The sequence below is a fragment of the Bradyrhizobium diazoefficiens USDA 110 genome, assembly GCF_000011365.1.
Classification (GTDB): Bacteria; Pseudomonadota; Alphaproteobacteria; order Rhizobiales; family Xanthobacteraceae; genus Bradyrhizobium; species Bradyrhizobium diazoefficiens.
This window is the reverse complement of sequence record NC_004463.1, coordinates 2,196,195-2,218,811: the sequence shown is the minus strand read 5'-3', so window position 1 is coordinate 2,218,811 and position 22,617 is coordinate 2,196,195. Positions and strand designations below refer to the sequence as shown.

14 protein-coding genes and 2 pseudogenes are annotated in these 22,617 nt (G+C 58.3%); 6 read left to right on the top strand and 10 right to left on the bottom strand.

Annotated elements, in window-relative coordinates; translation table 11 throughout:
• Positions 1 to 598: 598 nt before the first annotated feature.
• The 5 genes and pseudogenes from BJA_RS43990 to BJA_RS10055 all read right to left on the bottom strand — a co-directional run bounded on the left by BJA_RS43990 (position 599) and on the right by BJA_RS10055 (position 7,502).
• A complete protein-coding gene (locus BJA_RS43990; protein ID WP_418224650.1) occupies positions 599 to 922 on the bottom strand; it encodes a DUF7694 domain-containing protein in 324 nt (107 codons plus the stop codon).
• Positions 923 to 2,099: 1,177 nt separating this feature from the next.
• Positions 2,100 to 3,145, bottom strand: a pseudogene (locus tag BJA_RS10070) (IS110 family transposase).
• Positions 3,146 to 3,234: 89 nt separating this feature from the next.
• A pseudogene (locus BJA_RS10065) lies at positions 3,235 to 4,339 on the bottom strand (IS3 family transposase).
• A 176-nt stretch (positions 4,340 to 4,515) separates the two neighbouring features.
• Positions 4,516 to 5,760: a group II intron reverse transcriptase/maturase gene (ltrA, locus tag BJA_RS10060; protein WP_011084848.1), complete on the bottom strand. Its 1,245-nt coding sequence runs from the start codon at positions 5,758 to 5,760 to the stop codon at positions 4,516 to 4,518.
• Positions 5,761 to 7,268: 1,508 nt separating this feature from the next.
• Positions 7,269 to 7,502 carry a hypothetical protein gene (locus BJA_RS10055; RefSeq protein ID WP_014497799.1) on the bottom strand — a complete coding sequence of 78 codons (234 nt, stop codon included), beginning with the start codon at positions 7,500 to 7,502 and terminating at the stop codon, positions 7,269 to 7,271.
• A 1,196-nt stretch (positions 7,503 to 8,698) separates the two neighbouring features.
• On the opposite strand from BJA_RS10055, the gene trpD reads away from it, so the two are divergent.
• From trpD to BJA_RS10025, 6 genes are all read left to right on the top strand, one after another.
• Complete coding sequence (gene trpD, locus BJA_RS10050; protein WP_011084845.1) at positions 8,699 to 9,712, top strand: anthranilate phosphoribosyltransferase; 1,014 nt, start codon at positions 8,699 to 8,701, stop codon at positions 9,710 to 9,712.
• A 239-nt stretch (positions 9,713 to 9,951) separates the two neighbouring features.
• Positions 9,952 to 10,137: a hypothetical protein gene (locus tag BJA_RS10045; protein ID WP_014497801.1), complete on the top strand. Its 186-nt coding sequence runs from the start codon at positions 9,952 to 9,954 to the stop codon at positions 10,135 to 10,137.
• A gap of 872 nt (positions 10,138 to 11,009) precedes the next feature.
• Positions 11,010 to 11,270: a hypothetical protein gene (locus BJA_RS10040; protein WP_133415003.1), complete on the top strand. Its 261-nt coding sequence runs from the start codon at positions 11,010 to 11,012 to the stop codon at positions 11,268 to 11,270.
• Positions 11,271 to 11,410: 140 nt separating this feature from the next.
• On the top strand, positions 11,411 to 12,046 hold the full coding sequence (locus BJA_RS10035) for a hypothetical protein (protein WP_223153701.1): 636 nt from the start codon (positions 11,411 to 11,413) through the stop codon (positions 12,044 to 12,046).
• 27 nt (positions 12,047 to 12,073) lie between these two features.
• Positions 12,074 to 13,384, top strand: a complete 1,311-nt coding sequence (locus BJA_RS10030; RefSeq protein WP_011084841.1) for a peptide ligase PGM1-related protein — start codon at positions 12,074 to 12,076, stop codon at positions 13,382 to 13,384.
• A gap of 469 nt (positions 13,385 to 13,853) precedes the next feature.
• Entirely contained in the window at positions 13,854 to 14,321 is a 468-nt protein-coding gene (locus BJA_RS10025; RefSeq protein WP_018647484.1) for a hypothetical protein, read from the top strand.
• Between the two features lie 425 nt (positions 14,322 to 14,746).
• Here the strand turns inward: BJA_RS10025 and BJA_RS10020 are convergent, their stop codons facing one another.
• From BJA_RS10020 to nifA, 5 genes are all read right to left on the bottom strand, one after another.
• Positions 14,747 to 16,093: an IS5-like element ISBj5_B family transposase gene (locus BJA_RS10020; protein ID WP_011084757.1), complete on the bottom strand. Its 1,347-nt coding sequence runs from the start codon at positions 16,091 to 16,093 to the stop codon at positions 14,747 to 14,749.
• Between the two features lie 300 nt (positions 16,094 to 16,393).
• Complete coding sequence (locus tag BJA_RS10015; RefSeq protein ID WP_011084839.1) at positions 16,394 to 17,071, bottom strand: 2OG-Fe(II) oxygenase; 678 nt, start codon at positions 17,069 to 17,071, stop codon at positions 16,394 to 16,396.
• Entirely contained in the window at positions 17,056 to 18,207 is a 1,152-nt protein-coding gene (locus tag BJA_RS10010) for a GFA family protein (protein ID WP_014497805.1), read from the bottom strand. Before BJA_RS10010 ends, BJA_RS10015 begins: the two co-directional genes overlap by 16 nt.
• A 1,211-nt stretch (positions 18,208 to 19,418) precedes the next feature.
• Positions 19,419 to 20,285: an electron transfer flavoprotein subunit beta/FixA family protein gene (locus BJA_RS10005; protein WP_011084835.1), complete on the bottom strand. Its 867-nt coding sequence runs from the start codon at positions 20,283 to 20,285 to the stop codon at positions 19,419 to 19,421.
• Between the two features lie 517 nt (positions 20,286 to 20,802).
• Positions 20,803 to 22,551 carry a nif-specific transcriptional activator NifA gene (nifA, locus tag BJA_RS10000; RefSeq protein ID WP_014497807.1) on the bottom strand — a complete coding sequence of 583 codons (1,749 nt, stop codon included), beginning with the start codon at positions 22,549 to 22,551 and terminating at the stop codon, positions 20,803 to 20,805.
• Between the last annotated feature and the right edge of the window lie 66 nt (positions 22,552 to 22,617).

Below are 22,617 nucleotides of genomic sequence, written 5' to 3'. Positions count from 1 at the left end.
GCTTCTTCCGCGTGCGTCTCCTCAGAGGGCGCGCTGCTCACATCTTGCCTGCGACCGATATCGCGGCAAACTGACGAGGAGCTGGCCACCACACAAGCTTAGGGAAGCTATCGCCGTCATGGCAAATTGGCTGTGCGACAGTCCCAGCTTCCGGGCGCTGCTGCAGGTGTGAGGCGGTGGCCGACCAGCTAGTGACTCTTGCACAGTGAAAGAGGTCGCGCTCGTGTAATTTCAGCTTCAGTCAGGATGATGGCTGCGTTAGACGATGCCTTCACCAAACCAGGCTCGGTCGTGGGCTTGAGATCGATCTCACCCTCATCGTGCCGCGCCGCCCGGCGCCCAAAACTTCGCCTCCAAAGAGCGCGCAATTCGCGTCCCCAGTTCGCCCCGTGATCGGCTATCAGCGAGCGAGATGCTGTTGTTCGCTCTGAGGCTGCTCCTGTTTGACAGCGGCATTTCATCTCAGCCCGCCTTGCACGCCGCAACGGCCGAGCGAGCCTGACATACACCCGCTTGTGACATCTCATCGGGACGCCGAACCGGTGCTTGTGCACCCGCTCGGCCTCACCTTGTGCTCGGATATTGTAAACTCAGTCCGTCATGCTGTCGCGCTCATCCGCGCGAACAACGTTGCCGCATCTGAGGGACTCAATCCAACGACGCCTACGAAGCTCGGAGACGGCATCGGAATGTCTCGATAAATGGGTCTCCACAAATGAAGGCAATATCGGCTGTTATTCACATAACGCGAATGTGGCGGATGCAGTTGCATGACGCACTCTTCTTCATCCCAGAACATGTCTTTGACAAAGCACATCTCCTCCCAGTTTGGACAACGCCGCGGTGTCGAAACAGCGACATGCTCCCACCCAGGACGGACAAATGCACTTATCTTTAGTTCACACCCGCAAGGCCCCTGCACAAAGAAGAGACCGCAAGGGCCTGATCCCGGAGCAGTCGCGAACCGGCCATGCTGCACCCGGCCCGCCTCCAGCTTGTCTACCACCTGCGCTCGCACGCCCGCTCCTTTGCCTCTCGGATAGCCCTGAACTCTACGTAGAGGACGTTGTCGCGCAACAAGTCAACCTCCGCGATTCTCGGCCCAGCTTTCCTGAACCACTCTACAACGCACCATCCGCAAAAGCGGTAGATGTCTATCATCACTCACGCTCCTCTAGTTATGCCTCTGGTGCTCGAATTGCGCTCGGTGCCGCCGGTTGCCTGAGGACGGGCGGCGGCACGATCTGTACGTTGAGTTAGGCGACCCGCCGATCGAATCTTCCCGCTACTTATGTAAGTCCGCCATTGAGCCTCTCCGCGGCGAAGCAGTCTTGATCGGTGCCAGGCATTCACTGCTCATCGCCGGCAGAGCGCACATCACGCTTGAGCATGCGAAGTCGGCGGCTCTTGAGGCCTCATCTCGTCTTCAATGAATTGTCCCTCATCATGCCATGCTCTCCTATTGGCGGCGGAATCCAGACTTCATGATGCTCGCAGTTGCCGCACCAGATAGCTCCGGGCGACATTGCTGCTTCTGCGGGAGTGTACTTGATCCCTTGCGGCCTTCTCGCAAAGGCTGAACAGTCCTAATGCGTCAATTATGTGAAAACCATTCAGTTTTATGGCGTCCAAATCGGCTCGTACATAGCCGCAGACGTCTGGAATGCACTTCTTAGCTGGCACATCCAGCGGACCGCTGCGACCTCGATCGTCAGCTAACGGTCAGGAACAATGATTAACCGATCTCATTGGCTGCCACTGCAAATATCGCTCGATTTATAGGCCTCACTAAGATGCGGCCCTTAACGCGTTGGCTACGTGACCTTGCCCCCATATGTGGAACGGCCCGCGAGGCAAGAGCTTTTTCAGTCGATTTCACACATTGGAACGGTGCGGTCATATGTCCGGCCTTTGCGCGCGGCACAATATGGCCGCTGGCCTCGATGAGATCCGCGGAACGAGGAGCTAAATCAAGTTTACGCGCTTGAGCGCATTGGGGGCAGTAGCTTCACTCGTTTCGGGATTTCGTCCCATGGGTTCATCGCCTGTTGTTGCACCTCGCCCTCTGCCGGCCTGCGCCGGTCAGATCGTTTTGGCGGTCACTGCGTCACCGCGGCAATCGCCAATGGGTCGGGACGCCGATAAATTTCACCCTTGTCCAGGAGCGCCCAGATGATCCGCGCCGTCTTATTGGCCTGCGCGACGGCGGCAACCTTGAAGGGGCGTCTGGCGAGAAGCGCCTTCAGCCACGGCCGCGCCCGAACGTCGTTTCGGACAAGCCGCAAGACGGCCGTTGCCCCGACAACGAGGATAGAGCGGAGTTCTGGATTTCCCATCTTCGATATTCGTCCCAACCGCTCTTTGCCTCCGCTTGAATGAGGCCGCGGCGTCAATCCCAGCCAGGCGGCAAAGTGGCGAGCCGACTTGAACCCGCCGGGATCCGGCACAAGCGCTTTGATGGTCGCCGCCGTAATGGCGCCGACGCCAGGGATCGTGGTCAACCGACGCATGTCCTTCGTCGTGCTTGGCCTCCGCGACGATTGCGCGCTCGAGCCTCTCGATCTGGTCGGCTGAAGCTTCAATCTCGTCGGCAATAGCCATCAGCGCGAAGCGCGCTGCTGCGGGCAGGCGTGCATCTGTCTCATCCCGTATGATTGCGACCAGCGCCTCAACCTTTGCCAGGCCGGCGGTGGCGATGATCCCCAATTCTGCCAGATGCGCGCGCAACGCGTTGACCGATTGCGTTCGCTGCCGCACTAGAAGAGCGCGGGGTCTTCAGCACCATCGCGGCAGCCTGTTGCTCAGCCGTCTTAATCGGCACGAAGCGCATGGTCTTTCGGGTCACCGCTTCGCTGATGGCCTCAGCGTCCGCCGCATCCGTCTTGCCACGCTTGACGAAGGGTTTGACATAAGCCGGCGGAATGAGCCGGACCTCATGACCGAGAGCTGCGATCTCGCGCGCCCAATAGTGGGCGCTACCGCATGCTTCCATCCCCACCAGGCATGCTGGCAGCTTCTCAAAGAAACGCAGAACTTCGCTGCGCCGTAGCTTCCGGTTGAACACGGGTGAGCCCTCGGCATCCGCCCCGTGAACCTGGAAAACGTGCTTGGCCAGATCCAGCCCGATGGTGATAACCTGTTTCACGGAACGGTCCCTCCTTTGTGGCGTTCGAACAACGACCACGTTCTAGCACTTTGATGCTGTTGGAGCGGGCCGTTCCACCACATCAAGTTTTATCCGGTCCTGAGTTCGCCCCGGCTGTTGGATTTGCTCGGTTGGGCGGTGGCAGCGGCGGGAGCTGGCGCGGAGCCATCGGCATAGCGCAGCGCCAGATCCCGTCGCGGGTTGCAGGTGAAGGCAAACTCCGATGGTGTTTTCCATCCGAGTTGCGAGTGAGGTCGCGTATCGTTGTAGTCGGCCCGCCAATGTCCGAGTTCGACGCGGGCCTGGGCCAGCGACGTGAACAGCGTCTCGTTCAACAATTCGTCTCGGAGACAGCCATTGAAGCTTTCGATGAAGGCATTCTGCGTCGGCTTGCGGGGCGCGATGTAATGCCAGTCGACACGGCTCTGGTCGGCCCATGTCAGGATGGCGTTGCTGGTCAATTCGATGCCGTTGTCGCTGACCACCATTTTGGGCTTGCCGCGCTCAATCATCAGCCGGTCCAGCTCCCGCGCCACCCGGGAGCCCGACAGTGAGGTGTCGGCCACCAACGCCAGGCATTCGCGCGTGCACTCGTCGACCACGGTCAGGATGCGGAAGCGGCGGCCATCGGTGAGCTGGTCCGAGACGAAGTCGAGCGACCAGCGGTCATTCGGCGCTATCGGCACCACCATCGGCGCCCTGGTCCCGAGCGCCCGCTTGCGGCCACCACGGCGACGGACCGCGAGCCTCTCTTCCCGGTAGAGCCGGAACAGTTTCTTGTGGTTGACCAGATAGCCCTCCCGCCTGAGCAGAACATGCAGGCGCCGATAGCCGAAGCGACGGCGCACCTCGGCAATCGCTCTCATGCGTTGGCGTAGGGCCGCGTCGTCCGCCCGGGTCGTCCGATATCTGATGGTCATGCGGCAACAGCCGATGGCTTTACACGCCCGCCGTTCGCTCATCCCGTGGGCGTCCACGATCGGCCAAAAGCCGCTTCAGCCGCGTGTTCTCATCCTCCAGCGTCCTCAGCCGCTTGGCCTCCGAGACCTCCATCCCGCCACACTTGGCTTTCCATTTGTAGATGCTGGCATCGCTGACGCCGTGCTTCCGGCACAGATCGGCAACCGACACGCCAGCTTCGTGCTCCTTCAAAATCCCGATGATCTGCTCTTCCGTAAAGCGGCTGCGCTTCATGCTCTGGTCCTCATATCGGCCAGAGCGAACTTCAATCTGGATTAAGTCCACGGGGCAAGGTCATACGGCATGACGCTCGCGAGGCGCTCACCTTTTGCTGTCGAGTAGGCCGAGGGAGTTTCACCCTCGGCCGCTCACAGATCCGGACGTGATACTCTCGCATCATCCGGCTCCTGTTATCCAACCGTAGCCCGTCCAAGCTTTTGCCAATGGACAAAGAGCTTTGGATTTTGCTTCGCCATCTCGTTGAGTTTCCGCAACGACCGTCCCCGATGGCCCTTCAGTTGCTTGTACTTGCACCGAAGCCACGCGCCGAGGCGCTCATCGAAGTACTCATAGAGCCTACGCAGTTCCGTCGGGTAGAATCGCCCGTAGTATTGATCCCAGCCCCGAAGGACGGGGCTGAGACTACGCGCGATGTCTTCAAGCGGAAGCGGCGAGTGCTGAGGCAAGCGCCATCCTCGAATGCGAGCCCTCATCTCCTTGAGAGAGTTCGGACTCACGCCCGGAAGGAAGCAGGTGAAGATCCTGCCCCACCGGTTCTTCGCCATACGGGGGCGGAAGCTAAAGCCCAGGAAGTCAAAATGGATCTGCGGGTAGGACCGCCGTCGATTGCTGTCAGCGCAGTAGACCACTTTAGTCTTCTCCGGATGCAGCAATAAATGGCAGTCAGCAAACCGTCGTTCCAGCGCCGATTTGAGTTCCTCCGCTTCCTGCCGCGTGCGGCAATGGCAGATGATGTCGTCGGCGTAGCGTTCGAACGGAATGTGGGGATAAGACCCCTTCATCCAAACATCGAACACGTAGTGCAGGAACAAGTTTGCCAGGATTGGACTGACCACACCCCCTTGAGACCTGCCTGTCGTCCTCGCCCGAACCGATCCATCGGGCATCTCGACCGGAGCCTTAAGCCACCGCTCAATGTAGAGCCGGATCCAGTCAGCTTTCGTGTGTCGATAGACCGCGCGCATCAAGAGTTCATGATCGATCGTGTCGAAAAAGCTCTTGTTGTCGAGATCTACGACCCAGTCGTGCTGCCAGCACCGCTTACGCGCCTGCTCTATGGCCTGATGGGCCGATTTTCCGGGCCTGTAGCCGTAGGAGTCCGGATCAAATTCTCCATCCAACACCGGCTCCAGACACCGTTTGACCACCATCTGGGCGATACGGTCCGCGACCGTCGGTATGCCAAGAGGACGAATCCCACCGCCGGCCTTAGGAATCTCGACCCGCCGCACTGGTGGCGGGAAGTAACTTCCTGACACCAACCGATTCCACAGCCGGTAGCGGTGGTTCTCAAGATCGCCGGCAAAGTCTTCGAGACTCTGGCCATCGACGCCCGCCGCCTTTCCCTTCTTCACAAGCTTATAGGCTTCCCACACCATCCGCTTGGTGATGGGCAACGGTTTGCCGGACTTCACCGTGCTCCTCCCGGTCTTCCCGGTTGGCGCAGTGACGCCGGCAGGATAACGCAACCCCTTTGCTCCACGGCCATTACAGCCGCTTCCTCACTATTACGGGTTGCTCCGCCCCTGACGCATTGCGTCAGGTTCCGACGTTCCGTGTTGAAGCCTGTGACGAGATCATGCCGCCTATGCACCGGCTGCCGCGTGGGCCGTAAACAGGCTCCGCCCACACTCCTCCGAGCGCTACTACCCCACGCCCGTCTTGACAGCATCTTGAAACCATTTCGATACGTCATCGGCGGTTCGCTTGCACTCATCTTCTTGTCACTTACCTGACGGTTTCATTCACCGCCTTTTTCCTCATCGCTCACCACCGCGCCTTTTGAACGCGGCAGCATGAGGTGGTTTGAAGCCTGCCCCTGAAGGCCGGCTCCGGGAGGCCAAACTCCCATCTTCAACACAGCATCACCGGCGTCGCCGCCGGTGTTCGTTGCACACGGTAATGCGGGTTTTGTTTCCGACAGGAATGTCGCGACTCCGACGTCGCGCAGCGGCTCCGTTTGACCAACCCATCAAATGAAAGGCGCTGCCGACAGTTCTACCTTCTGGCATGTAGCTTGCTGCGTGGGCCGAACGCGACCTTGCCGTTCCGAAGATACACGAGCAATCAATCGGCCGAGTGGTCGCGACGCAACGAACATCGTTTCTCCTACCGCCCTATGAAGAGAGGACTGCTAGCTTATGAGTGATAGGAGGCATGCAAAGCTTGGCATATTTCTGTTGGCCGGCGCTCAGCGCAATGAGACGTACATTCGCGCGCAACAAAGCCCCCAATGATCAAGCATTTCGGCGCCGATCGTCCCTCCTTGCAACCGCAGAGAAGGTGGAACTGGGAGCTCCTCGTCGCACTTCTCATAAATGCGGTGCTTTGGGCTGGAATCTACTTGGTCATCACAGCCTTCTTCTGACAGCCTCCCGTGCATGGCGACCGCGCGAGGCTTCTAGGGCCTATCGCATGCTGCAGCCGCCACGGCTGCGAATAACCTGATGCCGGCGCGCAATTCGCGCTGCGACCTGGATTTAGAGTGCGCTGTTCCGGCGACCGCAATAGGAATTCCGACGCATAACCCAGATGTCTGAAATGAAAGACACTGATATGCCGTTGCGGCCGCGGCTAAGTGCCAAAAATGACCAGTAGCAGCTCGACGTACCGCGCAGGTGGCATCCGGGCTTCCTCGTTAGGCGCAACGGATTGACTGCAAGTGAGAACTGGTACTCCGCATTACCGTTATGTGAAAGCTAGCTTTCGAGAAGCTGACGAAGCAAAGAGACCTGAAGGAACGTTGGGCAAGCGGCCGGCTCCGCCCTCACGTCCTATGGCATAGGACGGCCCGGCCGCCTCGCTCCTCGCTCCCGCAACGCTCGGAGCAGGCGGGATTGACTTGCTTGTTGAGCGATATCAGCCTCGCCCTTGGGTTGGGTATAGTTCAAAAGGCTGAAGCCTTGATTGGCCGTAGCAGCGCTTACAGCTCTTGCTCAGGCCACGTATCGTCCTCATTTTTGCGCATCCGCCACACGAGGGCGCGCTGCGCTAACTTGTCGTATTCGAAGGCAATCTTAAGCAACCTGTCTTTTGCTTTCCCGTCAACGAGCGCTGCCGCCTTCTTTCGCGTTGCTTGCGCGCGGCCTCGCCAGTGATCGGGTTGGTAGAGTTTGCTTTTCGGATTCATGCCGAGAGCATGCAATTCGTAGATCAAACAATTGCGACACCTACGCTCCGTATCATCACGTAGGAGCGACGCTCGTGGCTCGGCTGCCGAAGCGGTCGATCCCTAGTCCACAGCCCCCGACAGCTTTAGACCATCGGTCTTATGAAGAGACTTTGAATCGCATGCATCGTTAGATTGTACGAGTTGGGACAAGTGGGGATCACCACTGAGAGCCAGATGATTCCTGACATCACGACATTTGCGAATGCTTCAAATATGTACGCTAGCCCAGGACGACGAAATAGAGAGCCTAACACCATCCGGTGCAGGCCTACCCCCGATTCATCGAATGTCATTCCCGGCGGATGACGGGCTCCGTACAATGAGAACCGCAAAGTAGAATAACGAGCTTGCCGACAGCCAGCTAAGCAGATCCGCAGCTTTCCGGTTGGCAGATGATGCGCTCCGCACACAGCAAGAACAAAACGTCACCCCACCCGAATTGAAGGAATGTTATGATTCAGAAACAACGAACTAAGTTGGCTTCGGACCTCGGACTTCGCTACGGCGCCATCGCTCTTGGCCTGGCAATGACAACGGTCATGCTCGCGCCAGCCAACGCGCTTGATCAAGCGCCGACCGCAGAGGAGAAAGAGGCCTGTATGGAAGACGTGTTACGCCTTTGTAGTAGTCACATACCAGATCGCTTTGCTATCACTGTCTGCCTCAGATCCAAGCAAGATCGCCTCAGTCAGCAATGCCGATACGTGATCTCCGGGCGGGACATCGGCAATCAGAGCAGCAGATCGAAGTGAAGGTGCTACGACTTGTCCGCCCGGCTCCTTACCAGAAGTCGTCCCAGCTCACGTGCAGCACATCGCACGAAGGTTAACCGGCGGCCCCCGCCACGGCGGCGCCGGAAGCCAAAAGCCTTGTGACCCTCCTAATATCGCCGGCAAGCAGGCTCGAGACGACGCTATTGTTCTGGTATCAAGCGACTGCAGTCCTCTGACCAGCCGCCGGCGTCCTATCTAGGGCACCATCGAATGGAGAGGGCTTGACCCTCACGTAGCGTCAGGTTGTAGCGTCGCCACAGATGCTCACGTTTCATCTGTCGGCCGCCTGTTGGACAAGTGCGGCATAGCGAGTGCGAATAGACAGGCAGCTGCAACAAGGCACTCGGCTGCAAAGACGTCTGGCTGAACGGTCGCAGCTCAGATTGGACAAGGGACGTGCACAGTTCGATGGAACCGCTCAAGTCGATCATCGCGAAAGTTGCCACGGGCGCCATACTGACGCGCGAGGAGGCTGCGTCAGCGTTCGACAGCATGATGTCGGGTGACGCAACTCCCTCGCAGATCGGTGGCTTGTTGATTGGGATGAGAGTCCGCGGCGAAACAGTCGAAGAAGTCACCGGCGCCGCGTCCGCAATGCGGAATTTAATGCCCAAGGTGGAAATGCAATGCGACCCCATCGATATCACTGGTGCGAGCGACGGGGCGATGCGTCCGCTCAACGTATCGACGTGCGCTTCCTTCATCGTCGCCGGGGCCGGCGTTCCTGTCGCCAAGTATGTTAACCGCGCTGCGACTTTGCGTTCAAGCACCGCAGACGTGTTGGCGAGTCTAGGCGTAAAGGTCGATCTCAAGCCTGATGCGATCGCACGTTGTGTGCACGAAGCCGGCATTGGCTTCATGTTTGCGTCAGCCGGCTATCCTGCGATGCAGCGCATCAGCCAGATCCGAAGCGTGCTTGGAACCCACACAATGTTCAATCTAATCGAGGCTTTGTCTAATCCGGCCGGCGTCAAGCGGCAGATCCTTGGAGTTTTCGCTCGCAAATGGGTGCAGCCATTGGCGTACGTCTTGAAGAACCTGGGTGCCGATTCGGTATGGGTTGTTCATGGCTCGGACGGGCTCGATGAAATATCCCTCGCCGGGACAAGCTTTGTTGCTGCGGTCGAGGCCGGTACAGTCCGCACGTTCGAAGTGACGCCGGAAGAAGCCGGGCTCTCCCGCTACCGCGCCGATGCGCTGGAGAGCTGTGATTGCGAGTCTCATGCCATTGCGTTAGAGAAAGTGCTCGACGGCCTCCCAGGCCCTTTTCGTGATGCCGCACTTTTGAACGCGGCGGCGGCACTGGTGGTGGCCGGTCGCGCCTCGAACCTACAGCAAGGCGTGGCACTTGGCCAAGAATCACTTGATCACGGCGCTGCAGCCGCCCGGCTGACTCGCTTGATTGCGGTTTCAAACGCCTAAAGCTGAGCTGGCTGAGGCTCGACTAATGCGATCAAGAGTGCAGCTTACGTGCGCAAGAATATTGCAGCTGCAAATGCGCGCCACCTCTGCGGAATTTGAGTGAGCGCCGCTGACGAAACAACTCGCGCTGAGCAGGTGTCCGACAGCCACCCCTTTGCCGACTAGAGGCTGTTCTCGGCCCGGTTGCTGAGGTGAGGACCCGCGGCGCAACGTGCGTTACGCGCCAAAGGAGACAATGGATGATGCCCTGGCAGAGGATGGAAACACTGGGAACGATCGCAACAATAGAACACATCATCCGGAAGTTTCGGGAATTGATCGATACAGATAGCTCCATCCCGCCAGAGCTGCGGCGTGCGCTGCACGATACCCTGGATGAGCATCTTTTCGAGGCAAAACGACGTGTTCTGCTGAGAGCGCATTAGGTGCGCCGTTGCCGCCTACATGCCGAGAGACTGGCAGGCCAGCGTGGCGCTTTACGCAAACGCCAAAAACACTTGCCAAGCTTGGCTTCGATATCTCGCCTTCTCAGACTGACCGCCGATGGTGATTCCCGCATACGCCCCCTGAGCAACTCCAAATTTCGCCGGAAGCGAGCGGCGACGTGCGTTGGGTACGCCGCCGACGCGTTCGCTGGATCTCTCCTCAATGGCCCTCATTAACTGGGGCTCGCCCCCCTCACGGCGGCGCTACATGTTCGCGATAGCCCCTTGGGGGACTGCTTGGGCCAGCATTACCTTGGTCACGTTTTCATAGGCCGCAAAAAAGGGGCTTGAATCTGACGTAACGTTAAATCGTACGCTCTCGGGCGTGGCACCTATCGTGTGAGGGACTGCGAATGCCTCAGCTGGTCATATCCGCTGACCGATGGCCGGTCATGCTCCTCATTGTCTATAGTCCCTCGCTCGGGAGGGCTGTGCAGCGAGTTCCGATCGCGGCGCCAGAGCTCGCACGTAGCTCTAAATGGTTCGGCATTTCTGATCCTGACAATATGGCCGCCGGCGGCCACTTCGCCACGGGAGCCGATAAGGTCAGAATTGATCGACGTGGAAGTCTATCGGAAGCGCTTAGGTGGCGCCCGCTTCCTGAAGCTGCTCGTCTCGCGCAGCAACGCACAAAACTCAGTTCGCCGAACCCGCCACCTTCAAGCTCCTTTCCGCACCTGGCAAGGCGTTTCGACCGTGCAAGGTTTGGCAGATGGTGAGCCCGCGCGGGTTTCGACGAGTGGCCCGCGCGGGCGACTCCGCGTGACCAGCGCGGCATCGGAAGAAATTGTTTGGCAGGCTGGAGCAGCAAGTTGAAAGACCGCGATGGCCTTAAGAAGGTCCTGTTAGTTCATCATGTTGAAGGCCAGTGCCGTTGCATCATCGGTTTCAAAGATGGAGATATGAGAGCGGCCTATATGTGCGGCGAGCCTGTATATCAAAAACGCGGCAAGAAGACCTCTTCGTGGTGTGCCGATCATTACCGGAAGATGCACACCGCAGCTGAGCAGAGCGGAGTGATCGATCGATCGGCAGATTTCCCTCGAGCGATATCCATCGTTCGCACCCCATGACAGCCATTAAAAGAAGGCTTCCGCCAAGACCGTGTGAGCACAGCCTGTACAAGCGCCAGCCGAAGCATATGACCGGGGCCTCGTCAGGATTTGGGGGGCCGTTGCGGGTGGCGCAAACAGAATGCGCGGACCTGACACGCATGAATAGCAAGCTGAATTTTTCCACCCCGGCCGAGGGAAGCGCTACCTATACCTTTGACAAGACCGCGATTCATTTCGAACGGAAGCCGTCCAGCTATGTCATCCTCAATCGATACATTGAGCGGATCGCTCGCGCCTTGGAGAGCCAGTTTGGTGCCCTGAGAGGAGCCCGACTCGAGATCCCCAGCCTCGCCGGCGACAATGGACACTGCGAGGCCGATGGATCTATTCCGCTTCACCGCGGCAAAACAACTCTCGATTATTTCAAGCGAGAATATCTTTCCAGCAAGAATAGAGCGAGTGCTTACGGAACATCCAAATGTAGCCGAATGCTGGTCGGTCGAGCCGTTGCTCGATGGGAAGACGCACCCGCCGCTTATGTGACCAAGCGGCGGCGACTGCCGGATCGAGGCGCAAGCGCTGATCGCCCATGTTTGGTCAGAGCCCGTTTATCGGGCTCTGCGAGATCATTTCATACGCGGCCGAGCCATAAATTGAGATCGGCAGATTCGAGGCGGGCCGTTCTCTCCCGCTGCATCGCAGGTGACATCGAGATGGCGCAAATTCTCCCCTCTCCCAGAGCCTTGCCACGGCATGGCAACGACTTCGTGGTTGCCATGACGATCCCATCCTGATCACGACCAGATGTCCGGAGGTCGAGAATGCCGCGAATCCTGATTATGAATGCCGGTACGCCTCAGATGTCGGGCGCCCACCTAACAAAAGCTCAACTTTCGCTGGCCGCCAACTCGGCATTTCGTTCAGCGTGGTTTGCTCAGGAGGGCGACCTGATAGTCTCTCCGGTAGTGATCCCGGCCGATCTGTTATCCTTCATTGGCGGAACGCTCAATTTCCATTCATCGGCTCTTCGCCTGCTTGTACCTGCGAGCCGCCAATCGACAATCCTCGATGATTGTACGTTACTGTCCAAAACTGTTGTCGAGCGGCTCAAAAGACATATTCGCCAGAAATCAGACTGGCAATTGTATCCCTGCTACTCTACTGAAGGCGTCGCACGCTTGGCGGCCATTCTAGGCATACCGAAGACCGGTGACGACTTCGCTTTGCAGCGCGGGCCTGATCTGTTGAATCGCAAGAGCCACTTCCGTCAATTGGCAACAAGCGTTGCACTTCCGCTCCCCCATGGATCAGTCGCGACAGACCCAAATGGACTGTTCAAAGCCGTCACCTCCCTCAAATCCGAGACCGGCACGGTCATTGTAAAGTTGGATAATGGAGCTGGTGGAGTTGGAAACGTCATCCTGACCAGCAATAAGAGCGATCCGCTACCTGGAGCCAGAGATACTCGGTGGGTTTCGTGGCCGTCGTTTGATCCCGAAGCATTGTGGTCTGAGATGACAACAGCCTCGTGTAAGACGCTGGTCGTGGAATCGTACCACTTGGCCCGATCTTTATTCTATCTCGAGTATACAATCCAGGATGATGCATCAATCGCTTTTGTCAATAGTGGAAGCATACGTCTGCGTAAAAGCGCAGACCGATCCGAAAGAGCTCTGATCTGGACGGGACTTGAGCTTCCAAGCGACTTGGAGGAAGAGCAATTGTTAGCTGCCCAGGCCCATGCCTACCGTTTTGTGGCACTCGCGCGAGACCTGGGGTATCGCGGAATGATCAACATCGACGCCATTTTCGCACAAGACGGGCGGTTGCTGTTCAATGAAGCGAACGGCCGCTGGGGTGGCGGCTCGGTGTTACACAACATTGCCGTCCGGCTGCTAGGCGTCGACTATTTCGGCTGTAACGTTATTTTATCTGTGAGAAATGTGCGATCAGCATCCTTCCGGGCGGCGCATGATCGTCTCGTCAAGGATGGACTTATATTCGACCACACACGTAAGGAGGGCGTGATCCCGCTTGCTGCCGATGAAAAGGCTGGCACTGTGGAGTGCGTTGTGATTGCGCCGAACAGGCCCGCGGCCCACGATCAGCAACACCGACTATTGAAGTCGTAGCAAACATCGTCAGCCGCTCAATTCATCGCTTCGAAGCCTGGGATACTCCATCGCGCACCGGGAACGCGCGCCTCCCTTCCTTCACGTGGCGACGAAGGTGCCCCAATCACCGAGCAAGCTTTGGTCGGACGATGAATGGTGGCCCTATGAGAGTGCTCTTGTTCGGCCCGGACGAGACCAGCGGTGCGCCGAAGCTTGTACAGCGACGAGCGTCATGGCGTAAGGCTGCCAGCGCAGTTGCCGACCCCAAAAGCTAATCGCATTGCACGTCCTGCTTGGCCGATTTGCGACGCCTACGTTGAAACTCGACAATACGATGGGCGATTGCACTCGCTGGCTTGGGTTTATGCGAGTTTCACTATGAAATAAGCGGCCCCAAAAGACCGCACTTTGCCGGCACGTAAATTGCTGCATAGGAGCAGGAGTTGCCGCAAAGAACGCGGCCGCAGCAGCTATCTTCGGAGCCCCAATGAGGCTGATCCGATTGATCTTGTTCGACTTGGCTTTGATTCTGCTTGCATCTGGAGTTGCAAAAGCCATGAATGTGGCCGCTGGCGCAAGTTCCGCATTTGTCAGGCAGACTGCTCTGCGCGAGGTGGCACCGAGCTCCAAGCATGGTGGTCCCTACTACAGCCAAACGCCGCTCGTTCCCGGGCAGCCGCCGGACAACCCCGGTCGGGACCAGCTGGCTGACAATTCCGCGGGGATGCAACCCAGCTTTGGATGTGTGGTCCGTGAGTCCCGACGCCCGACTAGCTATATCTTCGATAGCACTGAGAGGCTCAATCTCCCGCCCCGTGTGATGCCGTCGATCTGCAATCCTATCGCCTCGCCTCTCAGCCTCCTACCTGCGGGCAGCGGAATGGTCATCATGGCCTTTGCGACCACTCTCCTCGTGATTGTGGTGATTGTGGTGGAAATATTCGGCCCATTGTAACGGCGTGAGGCCCCAACCGCTCCCCTTTCGGCGCCCGCGATACAGCTCGGCATGAACGGATCCGTGGAGGAGGAACGATGGCAAATACCATGCTCGAGCCAGTAGCAAGGTGATCGTCGCGTCGAGGTGATCACTGGGATCGTCGCCGACGATGGACGGGCGAGGAAAAGGCCCGGATCGGGGCGCAGAGCTTGGAGTAACAATGACACGACCAAAGCGATCACTTCATCGCCACAGCCAAGCCCTAGATCCACAGGCTTGTGCTGGCCTGCCTGCTGGATCATCTCGCCAAGCGCGTCCACGAACTCACGCCCGGAATTGGTAACCTCAGAACGTCGCTCATGCCCCATGAGCGAGGTCGGCCATCCGCTCAAGACGCCCACTAGGGGCCGTCACCGGACGCGTACGATCAATGTAGTCGTCCGTTAAGAAGCCGGATTGATCGAGGCTGGCCGGGCGAGCGTGCGCCATAGCTGGGCCAGGAACAGGCACAAGAGATATCTCAGCCAGGCGAGGATGCGGCGGAAGTTGTGTCCGACGGCTGAGAGGACGACGTTGGCGGCATCGCCGGCGCGGCCTTTGAGGTAGCAGCGCCCGAGGTGGCCTTCCGCCTTCAGGTGTCCGATGATGGGCTCGATGGCGGAGCGGCGGCGCAGCTCGCGCTTGATGACACCGAAAACGCCGCGCTTCTGGCCGGAGATGAAGACGCGACGGGGATTTTGTGCGTCGTGGCCGCGGTATCCCTTGTCGACATAGGCCCGCTCGATCGGACAGCCGGTGAGTGTCTCGGTGCGGTCAATGACGTCCCGCAAGGTGTGACCGTCGTAGGGGTTGTCGGGCAGTGCGCTGGCGTGCAGCACGAACAGGCCACCGGGAGCCCGGCGGTTGTTGGTGACGATGGAGGCCTTCACGCCGAACTCGTAAGGCGCGCTGGCCTTGCCCTTGCCGATGCACTCCACTTCCGGGGCATGGAAGGAATAGAGCTTCCAGCCGCGCTGGCGCTGCTGCTGCGAGCGGATCTGCGTGGCCCGGCCGAGCGGGAGGGCGAACGCCTGCTCCAGTGCTGGCTGGCCTTCGATCTTGCGGCGGATGTCGCGGATGATCCGGCCCAGCCGGCTACGCAGGATACGCAACTGCCGCTGATGCCGCCTGAACTGTTTGGCATGGGCGTAGCGGCCGGCCATCATCGCGGCGGCCTTGGCGATGCGAGCATAGGATTGCCGCAGCCTGACGCCGTGCCTGATCGCCAGGCGGTTGAGCCCCTTGATGGCCGCATGCAGCAGCTTGGCATCGGTCGGAAAGGTGATGGCCTTCGGCTGCACCGTGGTGTCGACCGTAACCCGCTTGAGGTCCTGGCTGCGTAATGCACCGGCCTCGTGCGCTACCCGCAAGCTCTCGGCCAGCAGCAACTCCAGCTTGTCGCCAAGCCGCTTGCGCCAATGGCTCAGGTCCGAGCGCTCGTGCGGGAACGTGTGCTGAAAGAACTCTTCCCCGGTGAAGAACTGGAAGTATGGGTCATGGACCCAGCGCTCGCACACCTCCTCATCGGACAGCCCGTAAATGTGCTTGAGCAACAGCAGACCGATCATGAAGCGCGTCTCGATCCCGGGCCTGCCGTTCTCGCTGTAGAGCGGCGCGATCTCGCCGTCGATCCAGTCCCAATCGACCTTGCCGGCGAGCAGAACCAGCTCGTGCTTCATATTGATGATCTGGTCGAGCCGAGCCCGGAACAGATCGTTCGATCCCGTCGTCTTGTGCTTCTTCGGCCGCATCGTTCCCTCCGATGCAGACAAGGAATCATGCTTCCCGCTTCGAGGGAATCCACGAAAACCAAATCGCAAGGTTCTGACGCCCAAAGCATCAAAACCTTGCAATCTGGAAATGCCCCTTAGCCCAAATCGAGATTCCCGATCAGTGGCTTAGTCCTTCTTCACGGACGACAATGTAAGCCATCGCTTGCGACCAGACTCGTGTCGGACCTCACGAAGGACCCGCAAGATGGGAAAGCCATCAATTCCCCGGAGAGCTCGCTCAGCCCACGATTTGCAGAGACCCATACCAGGCGCGGCACGCTAGGGCCGAGCGTTAGAACCCTCGATGATCCGGCGGTTCACGCCGCTGCGTTTTGAACAGAAGTATACGAGGGATCGGCGCTCCCCGCTTGATACCGGCTTTACCTCATGCCGGACCTTACAGGTTGTGACAAGCACAGCGCCAAATGGCGGCCGGAATACGTGTTGTTCGTACCCGGTTGGATATACCACGAATTCACCGCCGTCGAAGTCTCTCGCTAGCTGCACAATCACCGAGTACTCGAAATCCGGATCACTCGCCGCATCCAAATGAATGCCGATAAAGGACCCCGGCGGCATACGATGCATCTGGCATCGGCGAACCACGTAATCTGCGGATGCTCCGAAGATCTGTCTTAGCGCGAAGCTGCGATCTCTACTTTCGAGCAGCTCCATGATCTGACCCGAAGCAGTACCACTCACGTTGCTAGGCGCGTGGCCGGGCGGGTCTACCCTCACGCGCTGGACAAAGACGCTGTGCAAGTCGCCCGCATCTCCCTCCCGCACTTCTTCTTCCGGAATCTCAGCCTGCAGCTGATCGATCCTGGCTATGTCGTCTTGAGTGAATAACATTTGCGGGGCGATTACGACGGACCCCTTTACTAGCAGCTCAATCCGGTACTTTGTCAGGACTTCTTCTGAAAGAAGACAGGATTTATCTTTCATTGCGCGCGCCATTCGAGCTCACTCCTTTGATCTTCGAAGCATGACTCCGGGTCCTGCTGCATTGACAGGAATGCTTGCTCCCAATGCGCGCCATCGAACTCAGATATTCTTAAGTGCTCGATGGTCTTTCTATCCAGACATCGGATATTTACGCTGTACCCGGAGGGATTCGACCTCGGCCTATAGAATGGCTTTACGCCACAAAGCCGGCAAAACGTGTGCCGCGCAATATTCTTGTTGAACTGGTATGTCGTGAGGAACTCTTCGCCGCACTCGATGCGCAGCTTATCGCCAGGTACGAGCAAGTGGACAAATCCAGACATTTGACAAATTGAGCAATTGCATCGAACTGCAGAGAGCTCTCGAGGTGCATTGACGTAGAATTTGATAGCGCCGCAATGACAACGGCCATGATGTTGCATCTCGGAGTGATCATCTCCCGTACGCGCCGCCGTTCCGAGCAGATCGCGACACCACTGGACGCTGAGCCGATAGGCTCGGCCGAATTCATTCAAAAAGCGATCATTAAGGCCAGGCTGCACAAGTTCACCAATCAGCCGGCCTGTCATTTCTCCGTGGTACTTCTCCGCGGGATCTTCTCCGCCGACATGGCCGCGAAAATACTCAAGATCGTCCGGCCGCGCCTTGAAGGTTTTGACCAGAGTGGTCCACAGCGACTGGATCATGTCTGCAGCATGGAGCTCAAAGGCGACCATGTAGGCGCAACGAACCAGGGGGTCTTTCGATGACAATCCGGCATAGAGAGAATGCAGGTACTGCTTCGTCCTGTCGCTATAGTTGGGCCTTATCGCTCTGCCGAGTAGTCGTGCAGCATCCTTTCTCAAGAGGTTGGAGTGAAAGTTTTCTGTCAAAAGAATATCGGGCAACGCCGCCTTGCCGCCCCGGAGAATCCCGCCATGGCCACCGGTCTCATCCCAGCAGATAAAATTCGCGACCACGCTGGTCAGTTCAATGTCCCTCCCAATGTCCCGATTTTGATGCATTGCATCGAATATGAGGTCCCTTTGCGACCCTGCCTGCAGGTACGGGAACGCCTGTGACATCGCTAGGTATTCAGGCAGCAGGCTGGCGACCTGGTCTCCGGACATCTGGGAGGCGAACGGATGCGGGCCGAACAAGGCTCGCACTCGCTCAGTCAAGTACTCGCAGGATAACTTCGGAGGCTGATCCGGTGCAAATCGAGACGCTTGAGATATCATTTGACTCCCTGCAGATGAGAAGCGAAACGGTCCTTGACGAAGCTACCTTCATGTCCGGGCCGACTATTGACCGCGCTGAGTTCATTGGCTTCAAAGGGCCTAATGTTGCGTTCACCTTTCACGCAAACTTTCGTCGTTCTCCTGGCCACGGCAGATTGCGGTCTTCTCTGTCCTGGTCATGCGCATCGAAGGGACTTCGTTCATTGAGGGAGCGGCGAGGATCCGGTTGGCTTCCAGTCCAGCAGCAATCCGATGCCGCAATGGCAGCCACGGCGAGCATGCGCGCGGAGAATCGTCTTGGATACTTCGCCGCGCATGCCATTCTGATGCTAATGCCGCATGCGCGAATGACACGCCTAGTCGCGCGGTGCAGCTTTGGCTGCCTGAGCAAATGAATGAAGCCCTCGCGGTTGCTGCTGCCGCCATTTCATCGAACCGCTGTCAACTTGGTACAGCATTGTAAAATCCAATTCGTGCCTACCGACCTCACAGGGCCTCAGGTCGTTCGTGGCATGCCGCTCGCCTGTTCTTCGCATTCGCGGTTACCCCCTCTTAATTTTTACTGGCTAACAGCAACCATCATGCCAACTCTTGAATTTGCTCCGTCAGATTCCGAAGAAGCTGGTATAACACTTGTGACCTATCCTCATAGCAAGTGCATAGCACTTGAGAGGCTGCGCACCGCCGTCAGGAACGAAACAGCGGCTGTTCACATACACACGGCTGCTGAATTGGCGGATTGCTTCAAAGGCGCCGCATAGGTTGGCTTTGCTCCTTAAAGCCAGCGACAGGGCTTTGGACGTGCAGACGGCAGCGCTAGCATGGTGACCCGGGTTGCTGACGTATTCCGTCTTTGCTCGCGACCGGTACGGAGGAAGCAATGGTCTTCCACGGTCGAACACGACAAAACGGAAGATCTGAAATATGCGCAGGCCTGTTTGGCCGTGCCCCGGCAATCCTGGGCGGCTCCGGACTCGATCGTAGCGATAACGTGCTCTACGGAACATGCGGCCTCAGCCGATGGCGAGATCGACGGATGGCATAGCAAACTCTTATGGTAGCTTACCGCGTTGCACAACGACATGTTGCGCTCTCATCGACTCGGGTGCGAGCGTTGATACATTTCTTGGAGCGCGTTGCTAACATTGCCCGGACAGTCCAGATCGGGCGTCACGAGCAAGTGTCGCCAGATCGGTTTCGAGCTTCGGTTGATTCAAGAAGATTGCGTCTATTAGCGCCTGCGCCGGCTGCTCGGCGGACTCAACCAGCGCCGCCCTCTCGGCCCGCGCAGGGGGAGCGAACACACGTTTGACGACAGTCGGCGAGCCCTTGAGCCCACATTTGGAGATGTCTTCGACACCTGCATCTTGCGCGCTCCATTTCACGATTTTGGCTCGCGCGGCACGCAAGGCATCCGCCATCGCGCCTCGCCGAATCTGATTCGTCGCCTCAAGCATGGTGATGAGGCAGGGCAACCTAGTGTGCAGAACCTGCACACCGCCTTCCGAGCGCCGCTCCGCTTCAATTGTTTCATTGGCGACGTCCACGGATCTGACCTTCGCAACGTAAGTTAGCTGCCCTACGCCCAGTCGCTTCGCGATGCCAGGACCAACCTGCGCTGTATCGCCGTCGATGGTCTGCTTTCCCGTGAAGATGAGGTTTGCCGGACCATATTCCTTGCCAATTTTCCGGATCGCTGTTGCAAGCGCATACGTAGTGGCCAGCGTATCCGAGCCCGCAAAGCAGCGATCAGTAAGTAGGACGGCGCGATCAGCACCATAAGTCAGCGCCTTTCGCAACGACTCCTCTGCCGATGGCGGCCCCATGGTAAGCACGGTAATTTCGCCACCGAACCGATCGCGCAGCCCCAGCGCGGCCTCGAGCGCGAATAGGTCATACGGGTTGATGATGGTCGGCACTCCCTGACGCATGATTGTATTGGTCACGGGGTGCACGCGGATCTGCGCCGAGTCCGGAACTTGCTTGATGCAGACAATATTATGCAAGGTGTTGCTCCTAAAGTTACGTCAGTTGGGAAGAGAACAGCAAGTCTTGTACCATCCCCGCCGCTTGGGACCGCTCGCTGTCACAAGGCTTAACACCGGGTAGTGCGCCCTCTCTACCCCGCGCTTCCTGAAAGGGATGCCGGCACAAAGCAGGCTCGGACAGCGCTGTTTCGCAGCACCACGCTGGCAAGTGGCGGCGGGACTGCTTGCGGATTGACTGCCGCTAATCCCCTGCAGGCCCGGACCGGTCGAGGGTCATTAAGCATTGCGTTCGCCAATCCGGCTTGATTGAGATAAGGATGATAGCTCTTTGCATTTCGAGCAACCGGCGGTTCGCGATTGTGCGACTCGCAAGTGAGGCTCTCCGCCCCATCTGTCGCTGAATAGTTGAGCCCTTCTCGGGGTCGTGGCAAGCCGACGCCCCCGGCGGTCCATTCCCCTCAGATTGCTAGATTAACTACGCGGACCGTCTTCACTTATCGATTTGGCGGAATCAGTCCAGGCCGATGCGGGGCGCTCAGAACCGCTTTATCTCGATTCCGTATTTCCTCAGCGCGTAGCCGACTTGGCGCGGGGTTAGCCCGAGTAGGCGCGCTGCCTTGGCCTGCACCCAGCCAGACTTTTCCATAGCCGCAACGACCCGCTCGCGATCAGCCATTCTCGCACCACTAACGAGAACTGTGCCGGAAGGTGCCAATGAGCCCGGTTCGCAGACAGCCTGCGGCGGAGGGGCCGTTTCAGCCAGCGGGATGATGGACTTTGCAGGCACCGGTTGCATCGGTGCCGCCGGGTCTGTCTTGCCATACGATGTGCTTTTCCAAAGCGTCGTGGAAAGGCATTGGCCTTGGCTGCATGCAAAGTCACTTCTTACAATCGATGTTCCGGCACTGAGTGTCGCGGTCCGCTCGATGCAGTTCTCGAGTTCGCGGACATTTCCCGGAAATTTACAGCTCATCAGTACATCGATCGCACTCGCCTCCAGAGTAAGAGAGCGGCCGTTCTCGCTGTTAAACTTTCTGAGGAACTCTCTTGCGAGCAGCGGAATATCACTGCGTCTTTCGCGAAGCGGCGGCAACAACAAGGGAACTACGCTAATACGATAGTAGAGGTCCGCGCGGAATTCGCTCCTTGCCACAGCCTCTTCAAGGTTCCTGTTGGTCGCAGCTATCACCCGAACATCGACTTTAATCGTGTGATTGCTGCCGACGCGCTCGAACTCCTGCTCTTGCAGAACTCGCAGCAACTTCGCCTGGAACGGAGGTGAGATCTCTCCGATCTCGTCAAGAAATAGCGTCCCTTTGTCAGCAAGCTCGAAGCGCCCCTTGCGGGCGCTGACAGCACCGGTAAAGGCACCTTTCTCATGGCCAAACAATTCCGATTCCAGGACCGTCTCGGGGAGCGCCGCGCAATTCAGCTTAACGAACGGCCGCTTAGCACGAACGGACGACTCGTGAATGGCCTTGGCTACCAGCTCCTTCCCGGTACCGGATTCGCCACGCAGCAGAACCGTGCTGTTTGATCTGGCTACAACGACAATCTTCTCAAGCAGTGCGCTCAGCGCCGGGCTGTCGCCAATGATCCCGTGTGCCTGAAGCTGCTTGCGCTCGCGAGCGGGCGGCCCACGATCAACTGTCTGTTTCTCTAGCCGGTCCTTGTCCACCAACGATTGTTCGCGATCGCCGGCGAACAAGCGATGTAACTTGATCGTTTGTCCTATCACGTTCGCGACCATGGCGAGCAGCCGCGCATCGTACTCGAGAAGACTTGAACTGCCTTCCGGGATACGGTCGATCGTCAGCGTACCAACGACCGTCGAATCAACGCGAATCGGGACCCCGATGAACGCTACCGGTATACTATCAGAGGCGCCGAGAACCTCCCGGTCGGCAGCGCTGAAGGCCGTCTCGGCGGCTACATTCTCGACCATAAGAGACCTGCCTGTCGCTACGATCTCGTGGATTGCTTTCTGCGGCACGCACGTCCGGTAACGTTCGTCAGTGCCTTCGCTCCAGCCGGCGCCAACTGTAAGTTCTGGAACGCCGTCATCGTTGAACAGCGAGACGAGGCCGTGTCGCATCTGCACAAACGATTGCAGAAGACCGAGAACGTTGGCCAAGGTGACTTCGAGCCGGCCGGGAGCATTTAGTATTTTCGATATTTCGTAGATGCCGGCCAGCGCGCTCTCATGCGACGGCTCCCCCGGGGGGGCACGCTCCGGTTCCGGCTGCGAGGCAGGTCTTTCGCTCGAGGAGGGGATATGCAGCATAAGCCTGTCTCCGTTTCCTTGATCATCCTCCCTGGACCCATGTCCGGATTGGCGAGGTTCGTTTTG